Origin of the sequence: Micromonospora sp. BRA006-A, assembly GCF_033433935.1 — a bacterium.
Taxonomy (GTDB): Bacteria; Actinomycetota; Actinomycetes; order Mycobacteriales; family Micromonosporaceae; genus Micromonospora; species Micromonospora aurantiaca.
Genome location: NZ_JANCLW010000001.1, coordinates 205,915 through 224,768 on the forward strand (window position 1 = coordinate 205,915; position 18,854 = coordinate 224,768).

Consider the following 18,854-nt stretch of genomic DNA (forward strand, 5'->3'; position numbering starts at 1 on the left):
CGGCGGTCAGGGTGCCGCCGACCGCCGGATAGCGTGCTCTCATGACCGGGGAACCCGAGATCGGCGACGTGTTCGGCGAGATGATCCGCGACGCGTACGCGGTCGCCACCGGGATCGGCCCGCGCCCGATGGCCGGCGGCCGCCTCCCGCGCCCGGTCATCGAGATCATCGAGCGCGACGACGGGCTGATCAACGGCGCACCCGCCGGGCACTACCTGGACCCGCCGCAGCGGTGGCAGCCGCACGACCACCGGGCCGTGGACCGGGTACGCGGGCACGTGCTCGACATCGGCGTCGGCGCCGGCCGGATCGCGCTGCACCTCCAGGAGCGGGGCGTACCGGTCACCGGGCTGGACACCTCGCTCGGCGCGCTGCGGGTCAGCCGGCACCGGGGCGTACGCGACCTGGTGCACGGCACCGTCGACGAGCACGCCCCCGACGGCCACCGGTACGACACGTTCCTGCTGCTCGGCAACAACCTCGGACTGTTCGAGGGGCGGGAACGCGCCCCGGCGATGCTCGCGGCGCTCGCCGCGCTGGCCCGCCCCGGCGCGCGGGTGATCGCCCACGGCACCGACCCGTACGGGACCACCGACCCGGTGCACACCGCCTACCACGAGCGCAACCGGCAGCGGGGCCGGATCGGCGGGCAACTGCGGCTGCGGCTGCGCTACCGGCTGCTCGGCACCGACTGGTTCGACTACCTGGTCTGCTCGCCGGAGGAGTTCGCCGAGCTGGTCCACGGTTCACCGTGGCGACTGGCCGACGTGGACGACACCGACCACCCCTACTACCTCGCCACTCTGGAGCTGCGGCGTTAGGAAGGGCCCCTTTCAAGCGCCTAGGCGTTAATAAGGGGCCCTTCCTTACATGCTCAGACCTGGACGGTGGGGGTGGTCTGCTCCGGGGGCAGCCCGCCGTCGCCGTCGACCACCTCGTCCGGCGTGCCGTCCTCGTCGATGTCCACCATGGTGATGTCCACCTTGCCGTCACCGTCGGTGTCGAACTGGAACAGGTCGGCCTTGCCGTCGCCGTCGGTGTCCACCACCCACACGTCGGTCTTGCCGTCGTTGTTGGTGTCCGCGCGGAGCAGGTCCACCCGCTCGTCGCCGCGGGTCTCGACCGTCTCGGTGTTCTCCGCGCTCTCCGGTGCCTGGCTCATCTCGTTCCTTCCTTCGGCGTTGACGGCCGTCCTTACCCCGTCCGCTCCGCCCCCACGCATACCGGCGGCCCGGCCCTGCATAGGGTCGCATGCAGGAACGAGCGAGCGGACGGGCCCGGCGGCGGAGACCCCGCGCGCCCCCGCCGCGGCGAGGGGACACCGATGAGTGGTCGTTTTGTGGTCGTCGGGGCCGGCACCATGGGCCTCGGCATCGCGTACGTGGCGGCCGGCGCCGGGTACGCGGTCGAACTGGTCGAGGTCGACCCCGCCCGGGGCGCCGAGGCCGTGCGCCGGCTCGGGGAGCTGTGGGACCGGGGCGTGCAGCGCGGCAAGCTGACCGAGGAGGCCGCCACCGCCAACCGTGAGCGCGTCACGCTCCGGGCCGGGCTCGCCGAGGTGACCGAGGGCGCCGACGTGATCGTGGAGGCGGTGCCCGAGCGGCTCGACCTCAAGCGTGCCGTCCTGCGCGAGGCGGAGAGCCGCCGGCCCGCGTTGCTGGGCAGCAACACGTCCAGCATCCCGATCGCCGAACTGGCCGCCGGGCTGGACCGGCCCGCCGGCTTCGTCGGGTTGCACTTCTTCAATCCGGTGTGGGCGATGGCGCTGCTCGAGGTCGTGGTCGGCCCGGCCACCGCGCCGGCCACGACCGAGGCGGCCGTCGCGCTCGCCGCCCGGCTGGGCAAGGACCCCGTCGTCGTACGCGACATGCCCGGCTTCGCCACCTCCCGCCTCGGTGTCACGCTCGGGCTGGAGGCGATCCGGATGGTGGCCGACGAGGTGGCCGGCCCGGCCGACATCGACAAGGCGATGGTGCTCGGCTACCGGCACCCGATCGGCCCGCTGGAGCTGACCGACCTGGTCGGGCTGGACGTACGGCTCGACATCGCGCGCACGCTCCAGGCCGCGTACGGCGACCGCTTCGCGCCACCGCCGCTGCTCGTCGAGATGGTGGCCGCCGGGAAGCTGGGCAAGAAGTCGGGGCAGGGCTTCTACACGTGGAAGGACGGCCAGAAGAAATGAGCGGGCTGCGGATCGAGGAGCTGCCGGACCGGCTCGTGGTCACCCTGGACCGGCCGGAGAAGCGCAACGCCATCGACGCCGACCTGGTGGGCGAGCTGCACGCGGTCTGCGCCGACCTGGAGGCGCGTCCCCGGCTGCTGCTGCTCACCGGCGGGACGGCGGGCATCTTCGCCGGGGGCGCCGACATCGCCCAGCTCCGCGAGCGCGGCCGGCTGGACGCGCTGGCCGCCATCAACCAGGGCGTCTTCGCCCGCATCCGGGCACTGCCGATGCCCACCGTGGCGGCAGTCGACGGGCCGGCGCTGGGCGGCGGCGCCGAGCTGACGTACGCCTGCGATCTCCGGGTGTGCACGGACCGCGCGGTGTTCGGCCAGCCCGAGGTGCGGCTGGGCATCCTGGCCGGTGCGGGCGCGACCTACCGGCTGCCGGCGCTGATCGGTGAGGCGCGGGCCAAGGAGCTGCTGTTCACCGGCCGGCGGGTGGACGCCGAGGAGGCGCTGCGGATCGGGCTGGTGAACCGGGTGGTGGCCGATCCGGAGGAACTGCTGCCCACCGCGCACGGCCTGCTCGACGAGATGGCGAAGGGTTCCGCGCTGGCGCTGCGGCTGACCAAGATGGCGGTGGACGCCCCGGCGGCCGCGCACCCGCAGCTCGACCTGCTGAGCCAGGCCGTGCTCTTCGAGGACGAGGAGAAGCACCGGCGGATGACCGAGTTCCTGGACCGGCGCCGGGCCCGCTGAGCCCGGGAGAGACGACGAGGGCCGCACCGGGTGAATCCGGTGCGGCCCGTCGCGTCGGTACGCGTCAGTTCTTGATGTCGACTCCCGCGTCGTCCAGCGCGGTGATCGCCGGCGCGGACTCGGCGAAGCCGATGAGCAGCAGCGCCTCCGGCCCGAACGCCTTGATCTCCTTGGCGGTGCCGCTGAAGTCGACAGGCGTCTTCGGATCGGCCGGCGGCTCGTAGGTCAGCAGCTTGATCCGGTCCGCGCCGATGCCGGCCTTCTCCAGCTCCGAGCGGACGTTCTCCTGGAGGCCCTCGCCGTAGGAGTCCTTACGGGCCAGGATCGCGATCTTGCGCGGCCCGTCCCGGAGCATCACGTCGGCCAGGGCACGGCCCTGGAGGCTGTCCGGCGGCGCGGTACGGAAGTAGAGGCCTTTGTCGTCCACGGCGCTCAGCCCCGCGTCGGTGTTCGACGGGGAGAACAGGATCCGCCCGGCGGCCACCACGTCCGGCAGTACGGCCCGGGAGATGCCGGAGCCGCCCGCGCCGATGATGACCTGCACGCCCTTGCTGACGTGCGAGGCGACGGTGGCCTTGGCGACCTCCGGGTTGGTGCCGTCGTCGCCCTCGATCCACTTCACCGGCTCGCCGAGCACACCACCGGCGGCGTTCACCTCACGGACCGCGAGCGCCGCGCCGGCCGCCAGCGGCGGGTTCGCCAGCGCCAGGTCACCGGTCTTCGGCAGCAGCCCGCCGAGGACCAGCGGGGCGTCCTTCGCCTTCCCGTCGCGAACCTTGCGCCCACGCGGCGGGGCCTTCGTGCTCGCCCCCGACTCCTCACCGGCGCCGACGAACTCGGTCTTGCTGTCGTCGATCTTCTGGTTGTCGAAGTGCATGGTGCCGTAGCTCGCGGTGGCCGGCTCGCCGGTGTCGGTGAACCCGGCGCGGGTCAGCGACACGCCCCGGTACTCGATGTCCCGGCCCGCGCGGGCGAGCTCCAGGCAGGCCGCCACGTCGTCGCAGCGTTCACCGCCGGTGGTCACCCCGACGATCTGCTTGGCGATCTCGGCCGGAGCGGTGGTGCCGGCGAGCTGGGCGGCCAGCGCACTGATCACCACCGCGTCGTACGACTCGGCGGAGTAGAGGAAGTCACCCAGCTTCGGGTCTACGGCGAGTAGTCGTTCCTTGAAGCTCTCGGCAAGCGGGGTGAGGGGCGTGGTGCCCTTCATCCCGTTCACCAGGTCCGCCCGGTCCTTGAGCTCCGCGGCGTACGAATTGAGCATGTTGCCGTCGGTGCCGTAGAGGCGTACCTGGGTGGCAGGCGTTTCCTCCGGCTCGTCGCTCCCGCAGGCGCTCGTGGCGAGCAGAAGCGCCGCGCAGGCCATGGACAGGGCCGCGCGCGACGTGCGTGTTCTCAGCATGGTCGTCCTTCCTCCGGCGAAGGTCCGCTGCGCACCTTAGCGTGCTCACGCGGCACGCGGGACTGTGGAGTCGGCTGCGTCGGCACCCCGACTGCGGGTATCACTCTGCGTGGTCGGCGAGCCGTTTCCGGGTCACCGCTTGACCCCCGGCGATACTGTTCCGCGGGTGAACGACGAAGCACAGCAGACGCTCGACGACGCGACCGCCGTGCTCCGTTCCGCCCTCGCCGGTGACGGCGCCGGCGTGGTGGGCACGTTCGACGCGGTGGTGGACCGCTCCGGCCTCGCCGGGGCGTACGGAGTGGCATGGTGCCTCGCCGCCACCATGCTCGGCGACGACGCTCCGGCCGGCGGCGCCGCCCTCGACTTCCCCGGCATCGACCAGGCCGACTACGACACCCGCTGGGTGGCCCGTTTCGTCAGCGCGTGCGCGAACGACGACGCGGACACCGGCGAGGCGCTGTTCGGGGCGGCCGCAGCCGACGGCCTGCTGCCCGACTGCCTGCTCACGCTCGCCGGGTCGACGATCGCCACGCTGCGCAGCCGCTCGGACTGAGCCCGGCGCGCGGCTAGGCGCCCCGACTGTGGTAGCTCTGGGTGCATGTCCGAGGCGATGCTCAGCAAGGTGCGCAAGCTGCTCGCCCAGGCGGAGGATCCGGCCTGCACACCCGCCGAGTCGGCCGCCTTCATGGCGAAGGCCACCGAGCTGATCGCCCGCTACGGCGTCGACAGGGCGCTGCTCGCCGCCCGCGACCCGGCCGCCGACCCGGTCGGTGACCGCACCGTCGAGGTGATCGCGCCGTACGCGCGGGACAAGGCCGGTCTGCTCGCGGCGGTCGCCGAACCGTTGCGGTGCCGATGTGTACGCCGCCGGCACGGCAACGGTTTCGTCATGCACCTGTTCGGCTTCGCCAGCGACCTGGAACGGGTCGAGCTGCTGTTCACGTCGCTGCTGGTGCAGGCCGCGCACGGGCTCGCCGGTGCCGTCGTACCGGCCGGGGAGCATCCGGCGGCGTTCCGGCGTACCTGGCTGGCCGGTTTCGCGTACGTCGTCGCGGAACGACTGCGCGCGGCCGAGAGCAAGGCGGTGGCGGAGTCGGGTGGACCCTCCACGGCTCTGGTGCTCGCCGACCGCTCCGATCGCGTCCAGCGCCGGGTCGCCGAGGCGTACCCCCGGTTGCGCACCGCCCCGCGACGGCGGCTGGCGGGCGGCGGGTTCGGTTCCGGCGCGGCCGCCGGCCGCCGGGCCGACCTCGGTGGCACCGGCGTGGCCGGCACCGGCGCGGCGCCCGGTATCGCCGGCTGACCGATCTCAGGCGGTACGGGCGACCGTCGCCAGGTAGCGGCAGAGCAGCTCGTGCCAGCCTGCGGTGAGCGCCTCGCGGTAGCCCTCGGCCGCCGCGCCGTGCCTGTCGAAGTAGCGGTGCTCGACGTCCACCCGGGTCTGCTCCGGACCGTCGGCGTGGAACAGGACCTCCACCTCGCTGGCCCGCGCCGGATCCGGCACCGGCACCCGGTCCGGGCCGATCTGCCAGGTGAACACCAGGCGCCGCGGCGGATCCCAGGTCAGCACGCGGCCCCAGTCGTTGCGGAAGCCGTACGGGCCGATCTCGTAGAGCATCCCGCCGGCCCGGGGCTCGATGCCGAGTGCGGCGAGCGCCTCCGGGCCGGACCAGGTGTATTCACGCACCCACCAGTCGGCGAGTGCGCCGGTGAAGACGGCGTACGCCCGCTCGGCGGACGCCGGGACGAGCAGGCTGCTGCGGAGGGAGAAGCGATCGGATTCCTGCCGGACCTCATCCGGATCGGCCATCTCCTGTCCCATAGGTCCGGACCATACCGGCTCATGTCTCGGTGTGCAGCTTCCGTTCCGCCCGCTTCCGGACACCGGGAACACCGGTTCCCGACAGCGCTGAGTGGTGGGACAGGCGCTCTGCGCAAGACGCGGGTGGCGCTTACGGGAGGTGCGCGGCGGTGCTTCCGGGAGGTCAGGTGGGCTTCCGCGAGGTGCGGGCGGGCTTCCGCGAGGTGCTGGTGGGCGACGGATGCCGTACCGGAAAGCGGGTAAGCGCCGCCGACCGGACCGATGGGAGAGCGGGCAGAATGACCGACAGCCGAGCCACCGCACCAGTGCCGGACCCCGGTGACGACCTGACCGGCTCGCCGGCCGCTCCCGAGCCGGAGCCGGACGTCCTGCTCGATGTGCCGGAGCTGACCGTCGACGAGATCCGGCTCGCGGTGGACGGGCTCGACGCCGACCTGTCGCTGCGCGCCCGGCTGGCGAACCTGCTTCAGCTCGACGCCGGTGTCCGGGTGCACCTGGAGGGTGTCGAGCTGGACATCACCGGGGTGAGCGCCGAGGTGCTGCTCAAGGTGCGGCTGGAGAAGCTGGTGCAGATCCTGGACCGGGCGCTGACCACGATCGACCGCAACCCGCAGCTGATCGACGCGCTGGCGCGCTCGGCCGGCGTCACCCTGGACGACGTGCACCGGCTCGCCGCGCCGGTGGTCGACAAGACCGGGCGTACGGTGGCCGCGGCCGGCGAGGTGGTCGAGCGCACCGGGCCGGCGGTGCCCGGCCCGATCGAGGCACCCGAGCCGCCCCGGCGCCCGGCGCGGACGGAGTCCGAGCGTGCCGCCGGATCGGGGCAGGGCGCCGGTGCGGGCCCGTCGGCGGAACGTCCCACCGAGAAGAAGCGCGGTTCGGAGCGCCCGGGCGGGACCGGCCAGCCGGCGAGCGCCGCCGCCGAGGCGGCACAGTTGGCGGGACAGGCCGGACAGGCACTCCGGCAGGCCGGCCGGAGCGTCTGGGAGGCGATCCAGGGCAGCCCCACCCAGAACCGCCGCCCCCCAGAGACCTGACCGCCCGCCGCCGGTCCCGCCGCCCGTCCGTCCGGGATCGGGTGACCGGGGAGGGCGTCACGCGGGTGGGAAGTCGTCCGGACCGGCCGAGGTGGAGGGCTGTGCGGCCTGCTGGTGGCGGCGGAGCAGCTCCTGGAGGGCGGTGATCTCGGAGTGCAGGGCTTGACGGCCCTCCCGGGTGATCCGGATCCACGTCCGCGGACGACGGCCGTGGTAGCCCTTCTCCACCTCGATCAGGCGTGCCTCCTCCAGCACGGTGAGGTGCCGGGACAGGTTGCCCGCGGTGAGTTCGAGGGCCTGGCGGAGATAGGCCACCTCCACCCGTTCGCCTTCAGCGGCGATGGTCAGGATGCCGAGCCGGTGCCGCTGGTGGACCCTGTCGTCGAGGCCGTTCGTCGGGAATGGCCCGCTCGCGCGAGGGTCGTCCACGGTGCTCACGACTACCGATTGTGCTGCTTCTTGGCGGCGGCGAGTGCCAGACCCCCGCCGATCAGCAGGACCGGTGCCGGGAGCACGGCCGCCTGCATGAAGCTGAACCGGGTCAGATCACCCGGTTGCAGGTCGGAGAGCTGGAACCAGGCGTTCACGGCTATCAGCACGACGGTGTAGAGCCCGACCACGACCCACAGGCTCCGGCTGCGTTCCAGGCGGGCGAGGACCGCCAGGCCGACGGCGATCACGAGGTGCGGCAGCATGCCCCGGTTGGCGAGGCCGAGTAGCGGACCGGTCAGCCGACTGGTGCCGCCCCACACCGGCCCGCTGGTGTTGAACAGCAGGAACTCCAGGGCGACCGGAAGGGCGAGGCCGACGAGAGTGCCCGCGAGGCCGGCGATGACGTACGCCCGGGTCGGGGTCTGGACGCCGGCTCGCCGGCCGTGCCAGCGGTACCACGTCAGGCCGGCCAGGTAGCCGCCGACGAGCGCGGCCAGCCAGTACCAGCCGAGCGCGGTCGACTTCTCCAGGAAGCCGCCGCCGAGACCGCTCAGGGCAGGGCCGCCGGTCCCGGCGCGCAGCGGGGCTGGTTCCGCCGACTCGACGTACAGCGGCGCGGCCGCCGCGATGAGCACCCCGAAGAGCAGGAGCGGAAGCCAGTACGCCTGACGAGCCGCCCGGGCCTGCCGGCGGAGGGTGGTCATCGAGGCGAGCAGTTCCTGGGCATCGTCCTCGCGGGGTGACTCGGACGGCATGGTTCCTCCCGGCAGCCGTAGCGCTGTGACCCAAATAGGTTTGCATTGCAAACCTGTTCGCGCAAGAGGTCGAGGGGTCTCGAACATCGGCGCCTGTTTCGACATTTCTCTAGGTTGACAGACTTCGAATCAATAGGCAGGGTGGAGACTGCTTCGATGAACATCTAGACAGGGGGTTCCCATGTCCCGCGTCCAGCTCGCCCTGCGCGTGTCCGACCTCGAAGGCTCCGTGGCCTTCTACAGCAAGCTGTTCGGCGTCGAGCCGGCCAAGCGCCGCCCCGGCTACGCCAACTTCGCGGTGGAGAACCCGCCGCTGAAGCTCGTACTCCTCGAAGGTGAGCCCGGCCTGCCGACGGTGATGGACCACCTCGGGGTCGAGGTGTCCACCACCGAGGAGGTCAACGCCGCGACCAACCGCCTCACCGAGTCCGGCCTGATCACGCTGGAGGAGAACGACACCGAGTGCTGCTACGCGCTCCAGGACAAGGTCTGGGTACGCGGCCCCGGCGACGAGCCGTGGGAGGTCTACACGGTCAAGGCCGACTCGCCGCAGCTGGCGAAGGCGACCGAGAGCGCCTGTTGCGCCTCGGACGCGGCGGAGCAGCCCGCCGCTGTCTGAGCCGGATGCCACGAGGTCCCCACCGGCCTGCACGCCGGTGGGGACCTCTTTCGTGCGCCGGCGGCTACCGTGCCTCGGCGAATTTCAGCCGTTCGAGCTTTTCGACGTAGACGAACCGCTTCCCGTCCGGCGAGAAGCTCGGGTGGTAGGCGCGGGCGCCGCCGGCGATCCTCGTCTTCTTCCCGGTGCGGACGTCGACCGACCAGACCCCGCCCACGTGGTCCGACGCGACGGCGGCGATCACCGACCGGCCGTCCGGCGACACCGCCAGGTCGGCGAGGCCGGGAAGCTCCGTGATGAACCTGGCTGTGGCCGATCCGACGGCCCACTCCGTCAGGTGCCAGGTGAGATCGTCCGGACTCACCTCGGGCGGCAGCGGCAACCTGCCGAGGGAGTCGGGTGCGGTGATGAAGAACAGCCGTTCACCCAGCGCCGCAGGCGACCGCGCCAGCACCGTCGACTCGCAATCCGTGTCACCGCCGCTCAGGTTGAAGGTCACTCCGCCCACCGTCACCGGAGAGCCGAACTCGTACGCCTTCCCGTCGGCGAGCAGCTGGACTCCCCCCGGACCGCACTCCCGGGGCGCCTCCACGTATCCCCCGCCGCCACGGTTCACGAGTGCGGCTTCGGTGAGGAAACGCGTCGACGCCAGAGGCTCGAACGTCTTGTCGGCCGGCGAGTAGCTGAGCAGCTCGGTTTCGTCCCAGCCGCATTCGAGGGCCACCCCGAGGTCGCCGCCGGGGCCGGCGAACAGGAAGCTGAACAAGCCCGCTTCGCAGGTGGATACCGCTGGCGCGCGCTTGAGAACGGGTTCCTCGGCGCTCCCATCGGGTCGCTGCCGCCACACCTCGGCTACTCCCGAGCCCGAGGTCGAGGTCACCTCCCGCAGGTAGTAGACCCAGCCGTCGGCGGCCCAGACCGGATGGAACAGGGAGACTCGGTCCAGGAGCCCCGAGACCCGGCCACACCCGCTGAGCAGGATCACGGCCAGTACGAGGACCGGCGTCAGAGCCGTACGCAGCGCACGCACACGTGGCCTTCCGGTGGCATCCTGTCCGCCACTCGGCGGGCCCGCTCACCGTAGACGCGGGACGCGTCGCGCGAGTGCCCGCTCCACGCCGCGGTGCCTCCGTCGCGACGCACCGGGCAGATGGAACCACCGGGGCCGTCCGAGCGTCGGTATCGGTGTGAAGCTGCGCGCCGCGATTCTGCTCGCCCTGACCGCCCTCAGCCTCGGCCTCGTCGTGGTCGCCTCACCGGCGGAGCCGGCCTGGGCGTGCAGTTGCGCGCGCACCGGCGCGGACGAGCGTGCCGACCTCATCGTCGTCGGGACGATCACCGAGGTGACCGACACCGGGGTCCAGCTCGCGGTGGAGTCGGTCGAGAAGGGCAGCCTCCGGGCAGGGGCCACGCTCCGGCTGAGGGTGGGCCGCCAGGAGGAGAACTGCGGCTACGACTTCCGCGCCGGCACCCGGTACCGCGTGAACTCCCGCGACGGCGTCACCGGGCTGTGCGCGGGAATCACCGCTGCACCTGCCCAGGTGCCGACCACACCGTCCGCGCCCGCAGCCGCCCCGACGCTCGTCACGGCCTTACCGGCACCTGCGCAGGTGCCGGGCCGTCTGTGGCTCGTGGGCGGTGCCGTGCTGACAGTTCTCGCCGCCGGACTGGTCGCTGTGTCCATGCGACGGCGCCGGATCGAAGCGAAAAGGTAACGGGCAGACCGGACAGGCAGGCTTCTAGCGCACAAAGCAGAACGCCGACCTGCGTTCCCGCTGGTCGGCGCTCCTGTAGCCCGGCGAAAGGCTATGTGGCCAGGGGCGGGGTCGAACCGCCGACCTTCCGATTTTCAGTCGGACGCTCGTACCAACTGAGCTACCTGGCCGTGGTGCTCGGCACATGCTACCGCACGGGCCGATACGCAGAACGCCGCGCATCGAGCTGCGCGGCGTCAGCGCTTGCGGTCCTGACGGGACTTGAACCCGCGACCTCCGCCTTGACAGGGCGGCGAGCACTCCAACTGCTCCACAGGACCTGGCTGGTGTTGCATCCGGCGCGAGCCGGACCGTGCCCCCAACGGGATTCGAACCCGTGCTACCGCCTTGAAAGGGCGGCGTCCTGGGCCGCTAGACGATGAGGGCGGCCCCGCCATCATTGCACACTCGCAACTTCAAGCGGACTTGCTCCCATCCGGCCCCGCCGGAGGCAGGAGAAGCATATGTCATGCCTGCGCGGACGACAAAACCGGTATGGGGATGGCCGTGGTGGCGGGTGAAACCGCAGGTCAGCGGGGTAGGGCGATGCCGTACCGCCGCTTGAGGTCCGGGATCAGGTGCCGGCACGCGGCCATCGTCTGGGCCCGGTCGCCGCCCGCGTCGTGCATCAGCACGACCGAACCGTGCCGGGTGGCGCCCGTCACCCGCTTGATGATCGTCTTCGCCGGCGGGTGATCCCAGTCCTGCGGGTCCACGCTCCAGTGCAGCGGGCGCAGGCCCATCTGCTTGGCGATCGTGACCTCCTCGGCCGTCCAGCGGCCACCGGGCTGCCGGAACCAGGTGATCGGCGCCTTGGGCGCGGCGGCGTGGATCGCCTCGTTCGTCCGTTCCAGGTCGGATCGGATCTCGGCGGCGGAGCGCCGGCCCAGGTTCACGTCGTGGTGCCAGCTGTGATTGCAGAGCTGGTGCCCCTCCCGGACGATCCGGGCCACCAGTTCCGGGTAGCGCTTGGCCTGCTTGCCGACGACGCAGAAGGTGGCCTTCACGCGGGCCGCCCGAAGCTGGGCCAGGATCTGCGGGGTGTACCGGGGATCCGGCCCGTCGTCGAAGGTGAGCGCCACGCCGCTGCTCCCGCTGGCCCGGTGCAGGCCCGCCGGCAGCTTCTTCGGCACCGGGCGCAGCTTGGGCTTCGCGGGGGTGGTGTGTGCCGGTGAGGGCTTCGTCACCGGCGTCGGGGACGGCGACGCCGAGGCCGACGCCGGTGCGGCGGCCTTCTCGGGTGACTTGCCGGCCTCGCCGCAGCCGGTGACGAGAAGCACCAGGCCCAGGGCGAGCGCCGACAGGGCGCGTGGACGCATTCGTCGCTCCCGGAGGGGTCGGGGTCAGACGGACTTTCCGACCGTAGTGGACGCCGACCCGGAACGGGAGAGGGGCTCAGCTCGTCGTCGACTGGTCCAGCGAGTCCCGCACGGCCACGGCCAGCGACAACGCCTCGGCCAGGTCCACCGGCCGGACCACCCCGGCCGGCAGCGAGTCGGCCCGCCAGCCGGGCCCGGCGGCGAGCACCAGCAGCGGCCGGCGCGGCACCGCCAGCAGCGCGGTGAGCTGGCACGGGTCGGCCGTCGCCCGGATGTGCGACCAGAGCACCACCGCCGCCGGACCGGTCCGGTTGACAGCCTCGACCAGGGCCGGCACCGGTACGCGGGCACCGAGCATGCGATAACTCACACCGACCTCGGCCAGCGCGGCGGCGAGCGCCTCCAGCGGCAGCGAATGCTGCTCCTCGTCGGCACAGGAGAGCAGGATCCGGGGCGGCCCGGCGGTCGGATGCGCCCGCGCCACCGTGGCGAACGCCTCGGAGACGCACCGGGACATGAGGTGTTCCACCTCGATCAACCCGGAGGTGGCGGCGTGCCGCTCCCCGATGCCGGCGAGCACCGGCCGCAGCAGCCCCTCCCAGGTCGCCACCACCCCGTCGGCGGCCAGCGCGTCGGCGATGGTGCGGCCGATGGTCACCGAGTCCAGCCGCATGGCGGCACGAGCCAGCCCGCGCGCCGCCGGCCCGGCCCGGCCGACCGGGATGGTGGTGCCGCCGCCGTCGCGTACCGTCGAGGCCCGTGCCTTGAGGCCGAGCCGCTCCGGAGGCAGCACGGCCGGCGCCTGCCGGGCCCAGCGGGCGGCCTCGGCGGGCGCGACCCCCTCGGTGGTCAGCCGGCGCATGATCTCCAGGCGGGCGAGGTCGGCCGGCGTGTACCGCCGGTGGTGACCCGGCACGTGCTCGCTGGGGCCGAGACCGTAGCGCTGGTGCCAGGTACGCAGCGTGGTGACCGCCACACCCAGTCGGCGTGCGACGGCCCCCGCGCTCAGCGCCTCATCGGCCACCCGACCGCTCCGGTGCCTCGGTGGCCGGTACGCCCGGCCGGGACGCGTCGGTGGGGTGCAGCAGCCGGTTGACCACGCCGCCGAGCCACGGGGCGTACTCACGGGGGTGGGCGTCCAGGTCGGCCACCACCGCGCCGGGGTCGACCCAGCGCAGGTCGGCCACCTCGTCCGGGTCGGGCCGCGTGACCAGGTCGGCGGGTACGTCGGCGCGCAGCACGTGGTCGTACTCGAACTCGACCCGTCCGGTCGCCGGGTCCTCGGCGTAGTAGAGGTAGACGCCCACCTCGGTGAGGTCGACCGGGTCGACACCGAGTTCCTCGGCGAGCCGCCGGTTGGCGGCCTCGGTCAGCGACTGGCCGGGCAGCGGGTGCCCGCAGCAGGAGTTCGCCCAGCGCAGCGGGAACCGCGTCTTGACCGCGGCCCGCTGCTGCAACAGCACCCGCCCGTCGGGATCGACGAGGAGCACCGAGAAGGCGCGGTGCAGCCGCCCGGGTGGCTGGTGGGCGGTCGCCACCGTGGTCTCGCCGATCACCAGCCCGTCGTCGTCGACCAGCTCGACCAGGTGGGTCTCCCGCTCGCTCACGACATCGCCCCGGTGATCCGGGCCGCGGCGATCTTGCCGCTGATCAGCACCATCGGCACCCCCACGCCCGGCTGGGTGCCGGAGCCGACGAACACCACGTTCTCCAGCGTCCGGTGCAGGTTGGAGGGGCGGAACGGGCCGGTCTGGAAGAGGCTGTGCGAGGCGGCGAACGGGGTGCCGGCGGCCATGCCCTGCGCCGCCCAGTCGGCCGGGGTGACCGCCCGCATCACCTCGATGCCGTCGCCGAAGCCGACGTAGCCGCGCTCCTCCAGCGTGCTCACGAGCTGGTCGGCGTATCGCTGGGTGAGGTCGCCGGTCCAGTCGAACGGCGCCCGTTCCAGGTTCGGCACCGGGGCGAGCACGTAGTAGGTGTGCCTGCCGGCCGGCGCCACCGACGGGTCGGTGCGGCTCGGGTTCGTCACCAGCAGCGACGGGTCGGTCATCAGCTCGCCTCGCCGGATCACCTCGTCGAACGTCCCCTTCCAGGAGCGCCCGAAGTGGATGTTGTGGTGGGCGATCTTGCCATAGCCCTGCGTCGAACCGATGTGCAGCACCACGCACGACGGCGAGTAGGTCAGCTTGCGCTGCCGGCTGGGCGGCAGCAGGTCCTGGTAGGCGACCGGCAGGTCCGGGTTGAGCACCACCGTGTCGGCGGGGATGAAGTCGCCGTCCGCGGTGACGACGCCGGTGGCGCGGCCGTTGGCGGTCTCCACCCGGGTCACGGTGGTGCCGTACCGGATCTGCACGCCGTGCTTCTCGGCCGCGCCGGCCATCCCGCGGGAGACCGCGTGGATGCCGCCGCGCGGGAAGCACACACCGGCCACCGAGTCGAGGTACGCGATGACCGCGTAGATCGCCAGCGCGTCGTGCGGCGACAGGCCCGCGTACATGGCCTGGAAGGAGAAGATCCGCTGGGTACGCGGGTCGCGGAAGAACTGGTTGATCTTCGTCTGGAGCCGCCGGAAGGCGCCGCTGGCGAACAGCTTCAGCAGGTTGCCGGTGAGCAGGTCGGTCGGCGCGTCGAGGTTGCGCTCGATGAAGTCGGCCCGTTCCCACTGCCACAGGTTGCGGGCGTAGTCGACGAAACGCAGGTAGCCGTCGGCCTCGCGGGGACCGCAGACGCGGGCGATCTCGGCGGCCATCCGGGTGGTGTCGGTGATGACGTCGAGCGTCGACCCGTCCGGGTAGTACGCGCGGTATGCCGGGTCGAGCGGGGTCAGGCCGAGCCAGTCGGTCAGCTCCTCACCCACCGCGCCGAGCGCCTCGGCGATCAGGTCGGGCATGGTGAGGACGGTCGGTCCGGTGTCGAACTCGTACCCGTCGACGCTGAGCCGCCCGGCGCGGCCGCCCGGCACCGGCTCGCGTTCCAGCACCGTCACCTGCCGGCCACTGCCGGCCAGGTGCAGCGCGCAGGCCAGCCCACCCAGCCCGGCGCCGACCACTACCACCCGGTCGGTCCGTCCCTTGACGGTACGCATTCCGGCCCCCTTGCTCACGAAGTTGCTCATCATGCCCGCCGCGCCGTGGCGGCGGTGGCGAGGCCGGTCAGCGCGGTGCGCGCGGTCTCGTCGATCGGTGCGGTGCCGAGCGCGGCGAGCGCCTCGGTCACCCGGTCGGAGATCATCCGCTCCACCCGGGCGGTGGCCCCGGTGTCCCGGACCACGTCGGCCAGCCGGTCCACCTCGTGTGCCGAGGTGACCGAGCCGGCCCGCTCCAACGCGCGGCGCTGCGCCGGGTCGGCGAGCTGCCGGGCCAGCATCAGCAGCGTTGTCGGCTTGCCGGTACGCAGGTCGTCGCCGGCCGGCTTGCCGGTGGTCTCCGGGTCGCCGTAGACGCCCAGCAGGTCGTCGCGGAGCTGGAACGCCTCGCCGACGGCCAGCCCGTACCGGGTGTACGCGGCGATGAGCGGGTCGTCCGCGTCGGTGCCGGCCAGGCAGGCGCCGAACAGCAGCGGACGCTGGACGGTGTAGCTGGCGGTCTTGTACCGGGCCACCCGCAGCGCCCGGTCGACGGTCCAGCTCGCCGAGTCGTTCTCGCCGAGCACGTCCAGGAACTGCCCGGCGACCGTCTCGACCCGCATCTGGTCGTAGCAGCGGCGCACGTCGAGCAGCCGGTCCGCCGGGACCGCCGCGTGTGCCATGAGCCGGTCGGCCCACACCATGCACAGGTCGCCGATGAGGACGGCGACGGCTTCGCCGTACCGGTCGGGGTCGCCCGTGTGCCCGGCGGCCCGGTGCCGGGCGGCGGCGGCCCGGTGCGCGGTGGGCAGCCCGCGCCGGGTGTCGGAGGCGTCCATCACGTCGTCGTGGACCAGCGCGAACGTGTGCAGGAGTTCGAGCGCGGACAGCGCGGGGAGCACCGAGCACAGCGGTTCCTCGCCGCCGACCACACCCCGCCAGCCCCAGTACGCGAACGTGGGGCGGACCCGTTTGCCGCCGGCCAGCACGCAGTCGCGTGCCGTAGCGGCGAAACCACCCATCGCTGCGTCGATCTCGGTGAGCGATTCGACTTCCGCGGCCAGGAACGCCGCCAGCGTCTCATCGACCCCTTTGATCAGGTCTTTCGTGAACGCGGCCAGTACGCCGCGGACCGGATCGTCCGTCGCCCCGGCCTGAGCCGGCGCGACGCGGAGCGCATTACCCGCAACTGCGTCGTTGGCCATGCGGGGGAGCGTACCCTAGGGTTACGAGTTGCGTCGATTGCTGCGTCGAAACTGAGGAGGGCCGATGGACACGGATCTGACCGCTGCCTATGACCGTTGCCGCGAGCTGCACCGGCGTCACGGCCGTACCTACTATCTCGCCACCCGGCTGCTTCCCGCCTGGAAACGGCGACATGTGCACGCCTTGTACGGCTTCACCCGCTACGCGGACGAGATCGTCGACCGCACCGAGGACCTGCCGCCGGCCGAGCGGGCCGCCCGGCTGCGCGAGTGGTCGGATCGATTCGTCGCCGGGCTGCACGGTGCGTCGGTCGACGACCCGCTGCTGCCCGCGGTGCTGCACACCATCGCCGTGTTCGACCTGGACCGCGACGACTTCGCGTCGTTCCTGCGCAGCATGGCGATGGACCTGACGGTCATGTCGTACCCGACCTACGACGACCTGCTCGACTACATGGAGGGCTCGGCCGCTGTCATCGGCACCATGATGCTGCCGATCCTGGGCAGCTCCGACCCGGCGGCCGCCCGCGAGCCCGCCCGTCAGCTCGGCTTCGCGTTCCAGCTCACCAACTTCATCCGGGACGTCGCCGAGGACCTCGACCGGGGCCGGACCTACCTGCCCGACGAGGACATGGCCAAGTTCGACCTCACCCGCGACGACCTGCTCGCCGCCAAGGCCGCCGGCCGTACCACGCCGCGCATCCGCGAGCTGATCGAGTACGAGGTGACCCGTGCTCAGGCCCACTACGTCGCCGCCGCACCGGGCATCCCGCTGCTGGAGCCGGCCTCGCAGGCGTGCATGCGCACCGCGTACGCGCTCTACGGCGGCATCCTCGACGAGGTGGCCGCCCAGGACTACGACGTCTTCGTGCGGCGTGCCCTGGTGCCGCAGCGGCGCCGGATGGCGGTGGCCGCCCGGGCGCTGCTCACCCCGCCCGGCACGCCGGTGCGGGTGCCCGGCCCGGCGCTGGAACCGGCCCTGGCCGGATGACCGACCGTACGGCGGTGGTGCTGTTCACCCGTGACCTGCGGGTGCACGACCACCCGGCGCTCGCCGCCGCCTGCTCCGCGTTCGACCGGGTGGTGCCGCTCTACGTGCTCGACCCGGCGTTGCAGAAGCTCTCGCCGAACCGCACCCGCTTCCTGCACCAGAGCCTGACCGACCTGCGTGAGGCGCTGCGCAAGCGCGGCGGCGACCTGGTGATCAGGCGGGGCGACCCGGTGGCCGAGACGGTGAAGCTGGCCCGGAAGGTGGGCGCCGAGGGCATCGGGCTCTCCGCCGACGTGAGTCGCTACGCCCACCGCCGGGAACGCCGGCTGCGCGCCGAGTGCGACAGGCACCGGATGTTCCTGCGCCTGTTCCCCGGCCTGACCGTCGTCGAGCCCGGCGCGCTGCGTCCCGGCGGCGGGGACCACTACCGCGTCTTCAGCCCCTACTTCCGGGCATGGCAGGGAGTGCGGTGGCGGGACGAGCTGGCCGCGCCGAAGCGGGTCCGGCTGCCCGACGGCGTCGACCCCGGCCGGCTGCCGGACCCGCCGAAGGGCGACAGCCCGGACGCCGCCGTCGGCGGTGAGGCCGTCGCCAGGCGCCGGCTCACCGCCTGGCTGCCCACCCTCGATCGGTACGACGACATCCACGACGACATGGCCGGCGACGAGACCTCGCGGCTCAGCCCGTACCTGCGCTTCGGATGCCTGTCGCCGCTGGCCGTGGCGAGCCGGGCCGGCGACCGGGACGGTCCGTTCGTCAGGCAGCTCTGCTGGCGCGACTTCTACCACCAGGTGGTGTCCGGTTTCCCCGACCTGTCCACCGTCGCGTACCGGCGCGGCGCGCGGGAGGACTGGCGCGACGACGCGCACGCGTTCGGCGCCTGGGCCGAGGGGCGTACCGGCATGCCGATCGTGGACGCGGGCATGCGCCAGCTGCGCGCCGAGGGCTGGATGCACAACCGGGCGCGGCTGATCACCGCCGGCTACCTGACCAAGCACCTCGGGCTGGACTGGCGGCCCGGCCTCGAGGTCTTCTTCCACTGGCTGCTCGACGGCGACCGGGTCAACAACTCGGGCAACTGGCAGTGGGTGGCCGGCACCGGCAACGACACCCGGCCGTACCGCGGCTTCAACCCGGTGCGGCAGGCCGAACGCTACGACCCCGACGGCGCGTACGTGCGGCGCTGGGTGCCCGAGCTGGCGTCGGTGGCGGGCAAGGCGGTGCACCAGCCGTGGCGGCTGCCCGACGAGGTGCGCCGCACGCTCGACTACCCGCCGCCGCTGGAGGTGCCGGGCACCGACCCGGTCTGGCTCCGCTGACGCCGCCCACGGGCGTAAGCGCCGCGTGCGTCGCCCGCGGACGATCACGACCGCCGCCGGCGCGGACCTCCCGCGCCTCGCGGGCCGGCTTCCTCGGTTACCGTCGGTGAGCGTGTGCCCCGCCGGCACCCTTCACCTCCGGTCCCCTTTGCTCTGCAGCCATATCCGCACCGGTTGCGGAACGTGACCACCCGGGCCTCACGCGGTTTT

At 72.6% G+C, this 18,854-nt stretch carries 21 protein-coding genes and 3 tRNA genes; 10 read left to right on the top strand and 14 right to left on the bottom strand.

Translation table 11 applies throughout. The features are described from left to right. Positions 1–41: 41 nt before the first annotated feature. Entirely contained in the window at positions 42–821 is a 780-nt protein-coding gene (locus NMK34_RS01030; RefSeq protein ID WP_318331838.1) for a class I SAM-dependent methyltransferase, read from the top strand. A 53-nt stretch (positions 822–874) separates the two neighbouring features. On the opposite strand, the gene NMK34_RS01035 is transcribed toward NMK34_RS01030, so the two are convergent. Further along, complete coding sequence (locus NMK34_RS01035; RefSeq protein WP_043327533.1) at positions 875–1,162, bottom strand: hypothetical protein; 288 nt, start codon at positions 1,160–1,162, stop codon at positions 875–877. Between the two features lie 162 nt (positions 1,163–1,324). Here NMK34_RS01035 and NMK34_RS01040 point away from each other — a divergent pair, with 162 nt between their 5' ends. Further along, the gene (locus tag NMK34_RS01040; RefSeq protein ID WP_318331839.1) at positions 1,325–2,182 is read left to right on the top strand and encodes a 3-hydroxyacyl-CoA dehydrogenase family protein; all 858 of its coding nucleotides are present in this window, start codon (positions 1,325–1,327) and stop codon (positions 2,180–2,182) included. Then, positions 2,179–2,922, top strand: a complete 744-nt coding sequence (locus tag NMK34_RS01045; protein ID WP_318331840.1) for an enoyl-CoA hydratase/isomerase family protein — start codon at positions 2,179–2,181, stop codon at positions 2,920–2,922. Before NMK34_RS01040 ends, NMK34_RS01045 begins: the two co-directional genes overlap by 4 nt. A 64-nt stretch (positions 2,923–2,986) precedes the next feature. On the opposite strand, the gene NMK34_RS01050 is transcribed toward NMK34_RS01045, so the two are convergent. Further along, positions 2,987–4,324: an ABC transporter substrate-binding protein gene (locus NMK34_RS01050; RefSeq protein ID WP_318331841.1), complete on the bottom strand. Its 1,338-nt coding sequence runs from the start codon at positions 4,322–4,324 to the stop codon at positions 2,987–2,989. 166 nt (positions 4,325–4,490) lie between these two features. Here NMK34_RS01050 and NMK34_RS01055 point away from each other — a divergent pair, with 166 nt between their 5' ends. Together NMK34_RS01055 and NMK34_RS01060 are read left to right on the top strand one after the other, a co-directional pair. Then, positions 4,491–4,880, top strand: a complete 390-nt coding sequence (locus NMK34_RS01055; protein ID WP_043327529.1) for a hypothetical protein — start codon at positions 4,491–4,493, stop codon at positions 4,878–4,880. A gap of 45 nt (positions 4,881–4,925) precedes the next feature. Further along, positions 4,926–5,630: a DUF2786 domain-containing protein gene (locus NMK34_RS01060; protein ID WP_318331842.1), complete on the top strand. Its 705-nt coding sequence runs from the start codon at positions 4,926–4,928 to the stop codon at positions 5,628–5,630. Between the two features lie 6 nt (positions 5,631–5,636). Here the strand turns inward: NMK34_RS01060 and NMK34_RS01065 are convergent, their stop codons facing one another. Continuing rightward, positions 5,637–6,149, bottom strand: a complete 513-nt coding sequence (locus NMK34_RS01065) for an SRPBCC family protein (protein WP_318331843.1) — start codon at positions 6,147–6,149, stop codon at positions 5,637–5,639. 278 nt (positions 6,150–6,427) lie between these two features. Between NMK34_RS01065 and NMK34_RS01070 the strand changes: the two genes are divergently transcribed. After that, positions 6,428–7,186 carry a hypothetical protein gene (locus tag NMK34_RS01070; protein WP_318331844.1) on the top strand — a complete coding sequence of 253 codons (759 nt, stop codon included), beginning with the start codon at positions 6,428–6,430 and terminating at the stop codon, positions 7,184–7,186. A 57-nt stretch (positions 7,187–7,243) separates the two neighbouring features. On the opposite strand, the gene NMK34_RS01075 is transcribed toward NMK34_RS01070, so the two are convergent. Continuing rightward, complete coding sequence (locus NMK34_RS01075) at positions 7,244–7,624, bottom strand: transcriptional regulator (RefSeq protein ID WP_318331845.1); 381 nt, start codon at positions 7,622–7,624, stop codon at positions 7,244–7,246. Between the two features lie 2 nt (positions 7,625–7,626). Then, positions 7,627–8,373 (bottom strand): hypothetical protein, encoded by a 747-nt coding sequence (locus NMK34_RS01080; RefSeq protein WP_318331846.1) that lies wholly within the window; start codon positions 8,371–8,373, stop codon positions 7,627–7,629. Positions 8,374–8,554: 181 nt separating this feature from the next. Here NMK34_RS01080 and NMK34_RS01085 point away from each other — a divergent pair, with 181 nt between their 5' ends. Then, positions 8,555–8,992, top strand: coding sequence for an ArsI/CadI family heavy metal resistance metalloenzyme (locus NMK34_RS01085; protein ID WP_013283444.1), 438 nt, complete (start codon positions 8,555–8,557; stop codon positions 8,990–8,992). 64 nt (positions 8,993–9,056) lie between these two features. Here the strand turns inward: NMK34_RS01085 and NMK34_RS01090 are convergent, their stop codons facing one another. Beyond that, complete coding sequence (locus NMK34_RS01090) at positions 9,057–9,977, bottom strand: hypothetical protein (RefSeq protein WP_316250303.1); 921 nt, start codon at positions 9,975–9,977, stop codon at positions 9,057–9,059. Positions 9,978–10,179: 202 nt separating this feature from the next. Here NMK34_RS01090 and NMK34_RS01095 point away from each other — a divergent pair, with 202 nt between their 5' ends. After that, positions 10,180–10,707, top strand: coding sequence for a hypothetical protein (locus NMK34_RS01095; protein WP_318331847.1), 528 nt, complete (start codon positions 10,180–10,182; stop codon positions 10,705–10,707). 96 nt (positions 10,708–10,803) lie between these two features. Here NMK34_RS01095 and NMK34_RS01100 read toward each other — a convergent pair. The 8 genes from NMK34_RS01100 to NMK34_RS01135 all read right to left on the bottom strand — a co-directional run bounded on the left by NMK34_RS01100 (position 10,804) and on the right by NMK34_RS01135 (position 16,334). Beyond that, positions 10,804–10,877, bottom strand: a tRNA-Phe gene (locus tag NMK34_RS01100). Positions 10,878–10,953: 76 nt separating this feature from the next. Next, positions 10,954–11,027, bottom strand: a tRNA-Asp gene (locus NMK34_RS01105). A 33-nt stretch (positions 11,028–11,060) separates the two neighbouring features. Continuing rightward, a tRNA-Glu gene (locus NMK34_RS01110) sits at positions 11,061–11,133 on the bottom strand. 143 nt (positions 11,134–11,276) lie between these two features. Continuing rightward, a complete protein-coding gene (locus NMK34_RS01115) occupies positions 11,277–12,065 on the bottom strand; it encodes a polysaccharide deacetylase family protein (RefSeq protein ID WP_318331848.1) in 789 nt (262 codons plus the stop codon). A gap of 76 nt (positions 12,066–12,141) precedes the next feature. Then, a complete protein-coding gene (locus tag NMK34_RS01120) occupies positions 12,142–13,089 on the bottom strand; it encodes a MerR family transcriptional regulator (RefSeq protein ID WP_318331849.1) in 948 nt (315 codons plus the stop codon). Beyond that, a complete protein-coding gene (gene idi, locus NMK34_RS01125) occupies positions 13,079–13,672 on the bottom strand; it encodes an isopentenyl-diphosphate Delta-isomerase (RefSeq protein ID WP_047891876.1) in 594 nt (197 codons plus the stop codon). Before idi ends, NMK34_RS01120 begins: the two co-directional genes overlap by 11 nt. Continuing rightward, a complete protein-coding gene (gene crtI / locus NMK34_RS01130; protein WP_318336244.1) occupies positions 13,669–15,150 on the bottom strand; it encodes a phytoene desaturase family protein in 1,482 nt (493 codons plus the stop codon). Before crtI ends, idi begins: the two co-directional genes overlap by 4 nt. A 29-nt stretch (positions 15,151–15,179) precedes the next feature. Next, on the bottom strand, positions 15,180–16,334 hold the full coding sequence (locus tag NMK34_RS01135) for a polyprenyl synthetase family protein (RefSeq protein ID WP_318331850.1): 1,155 nt from the start codon (positions 16,332–16,334) through the stop codon (positions 15,180–15,182). 64 nt (positions 16,335–16,398) lie between these two features. On the opposite strand from NMK34_RS01135, the gene NMK34_RS01140 reads away from it, so the two are divergent. Both NMK34_RS01140 and NMK34_RS01145 read left to right on the top strand, forming a co-directional pair. Beyond that, positions 16,399–17,325, top strand: coding sequence for a phytoene/squalene synthase family protein (locus tag NMK34_RS01140; protein ID WP_318331851.1), 927 nt, complete (start codon positions 16,399–16,401; stop codon positions 17,323–17,325). Further along, positions 17,322–18,644, top strand: a complete 1,323-nt coding sequence (locus NMK34_RS01145) for a deoxyribodipyrimidine photo-lyase (protein WP_318331852.1) — start codon at positions 17,322–17,324, stop codon at positions 18,642–18,644. Before NMK34_RS01140 ends, NMK34_RS01145 begins: the two co-directional genes overlap by 4 nt. The last annotated feature ends 210 nt before the right edge of the window (positions 18,645–18,854 follow it).

What these genes read in the sequence shown, in the direction of transcription:
- crtI (WP_318336244.1), bottom strand. Translation starts at nt 15,150, where the DNA reads ATGCGTACCGTCAAGGGACGGACCGACCGGGTGGTAGTGGTCGGCGCC.
- NMK34_RS01030 (WP_318331838.1), top strand. Translation starts at nt 42, where the DNA reads ATGACCGGGGAACCCGAGATCGGCGACGTGTTCGGCGAGATGATCCGC.
- NMK34_RS01135 (WP_318331850.1), bottom strand. Translation starts at nt 16,334, where the DNA reads ATGGCCAACGACGCAGTTGCGGGTAATGCGCTCCGCGTCGCGCCGGCT.
- NMK34_RS01065 (WP_318331843.1), bottom strand. Translation starts at nt 6,149, where the DNA reads ATGGGACAGGAGATGGCCGATCCGGATGAGGTCCGGCAGGAATCCGAT.
- NMK34_RS01050 (WP_318331841.1), bottom strand. Translation starts at nt 4,324, where the DNA reads ATGCTGAGAACACGCACGTCGCGCGCGGCCCTGTCCATGGCCTGCGCG.
- NMK34_RS01040 (WP_318331839.1), top strand. Translation starts at nt 1,325, where the DNA reads ATGAGTGGTCGTTTTGTGGTCGTCGGGGCCGGCACCATGGGCCTCGGC.
- NMK34_RS01085 (WP_013283444.1), top strand. Translation starts at nt 8,555, where the DNA reads ATGTCCCGCGTCCAGCTCGCCCTGCGCGTGTCCGACCTCGAAGGCTCC.
- NMK34_RS01070 (WP_318331844.1), top strand. Translation starts at nt 6,428, where the DNA reads ATGACCGACAGCCGAGCCACCGCACCAGTGCCGGACCCCGGTGACGAC.
- NMK34_RS01080 (WP_318331846.1), bottom strand. Translation starts at nt 8,373, where the DNA reads ATGCCGTCCGAGTCACCCCGCGAGGACGATGCCCAGGAACTGCTCGCC.
- NMK34_RS01115 (WP_318331848.1), bottom strand. Translation starts at nt 12,065, where the DNA reads ATGCGTCCACGCGCCCTGTCGGCGCTCGCCCTGGGCCTGGTGCTTCTC.
- NMK34_RS01045 (WP_318331840.1), top strand. Translation starts at nt 2,179, where the DNA reads ATGAGCGGGCTGCGGATCGAGGAGCTGCCGGACCGGCTCGTGGTCACC.
- NMK34_RS01145 (WP_318331852.1), top strand. Translation starts at nt 17,322, where the DNA reads ATGACCGACCGTACGGCGGTGGTGCTGTTCACCCGTGACCTGCGGGTG.
- NMK34_RS01035 (WP_043327533.1), bottom strand. Translation starts at nt 1,162, where the DNA reads ATGAGCCAGGCACCGGAGAGCGCGGAGAACACCGAGACGGTCGAGACC.
- NMK34_RS01140 (WP_318331851.1), top strand. Translation starts at nt 16,399, where the DNA reads ATGGACACGGATCTGACCGCTGCCTATGACCGTTGCCGCGAGCTGCAC.
- NMK34_RS01060 (WP_318331842.1), top strand. Translation starts at nt 4,926, where the DNA reads ATGTCCGAGGCGATGCTCAGCAAGGTGCGCAAGCTGCTCGCCCAGGCG.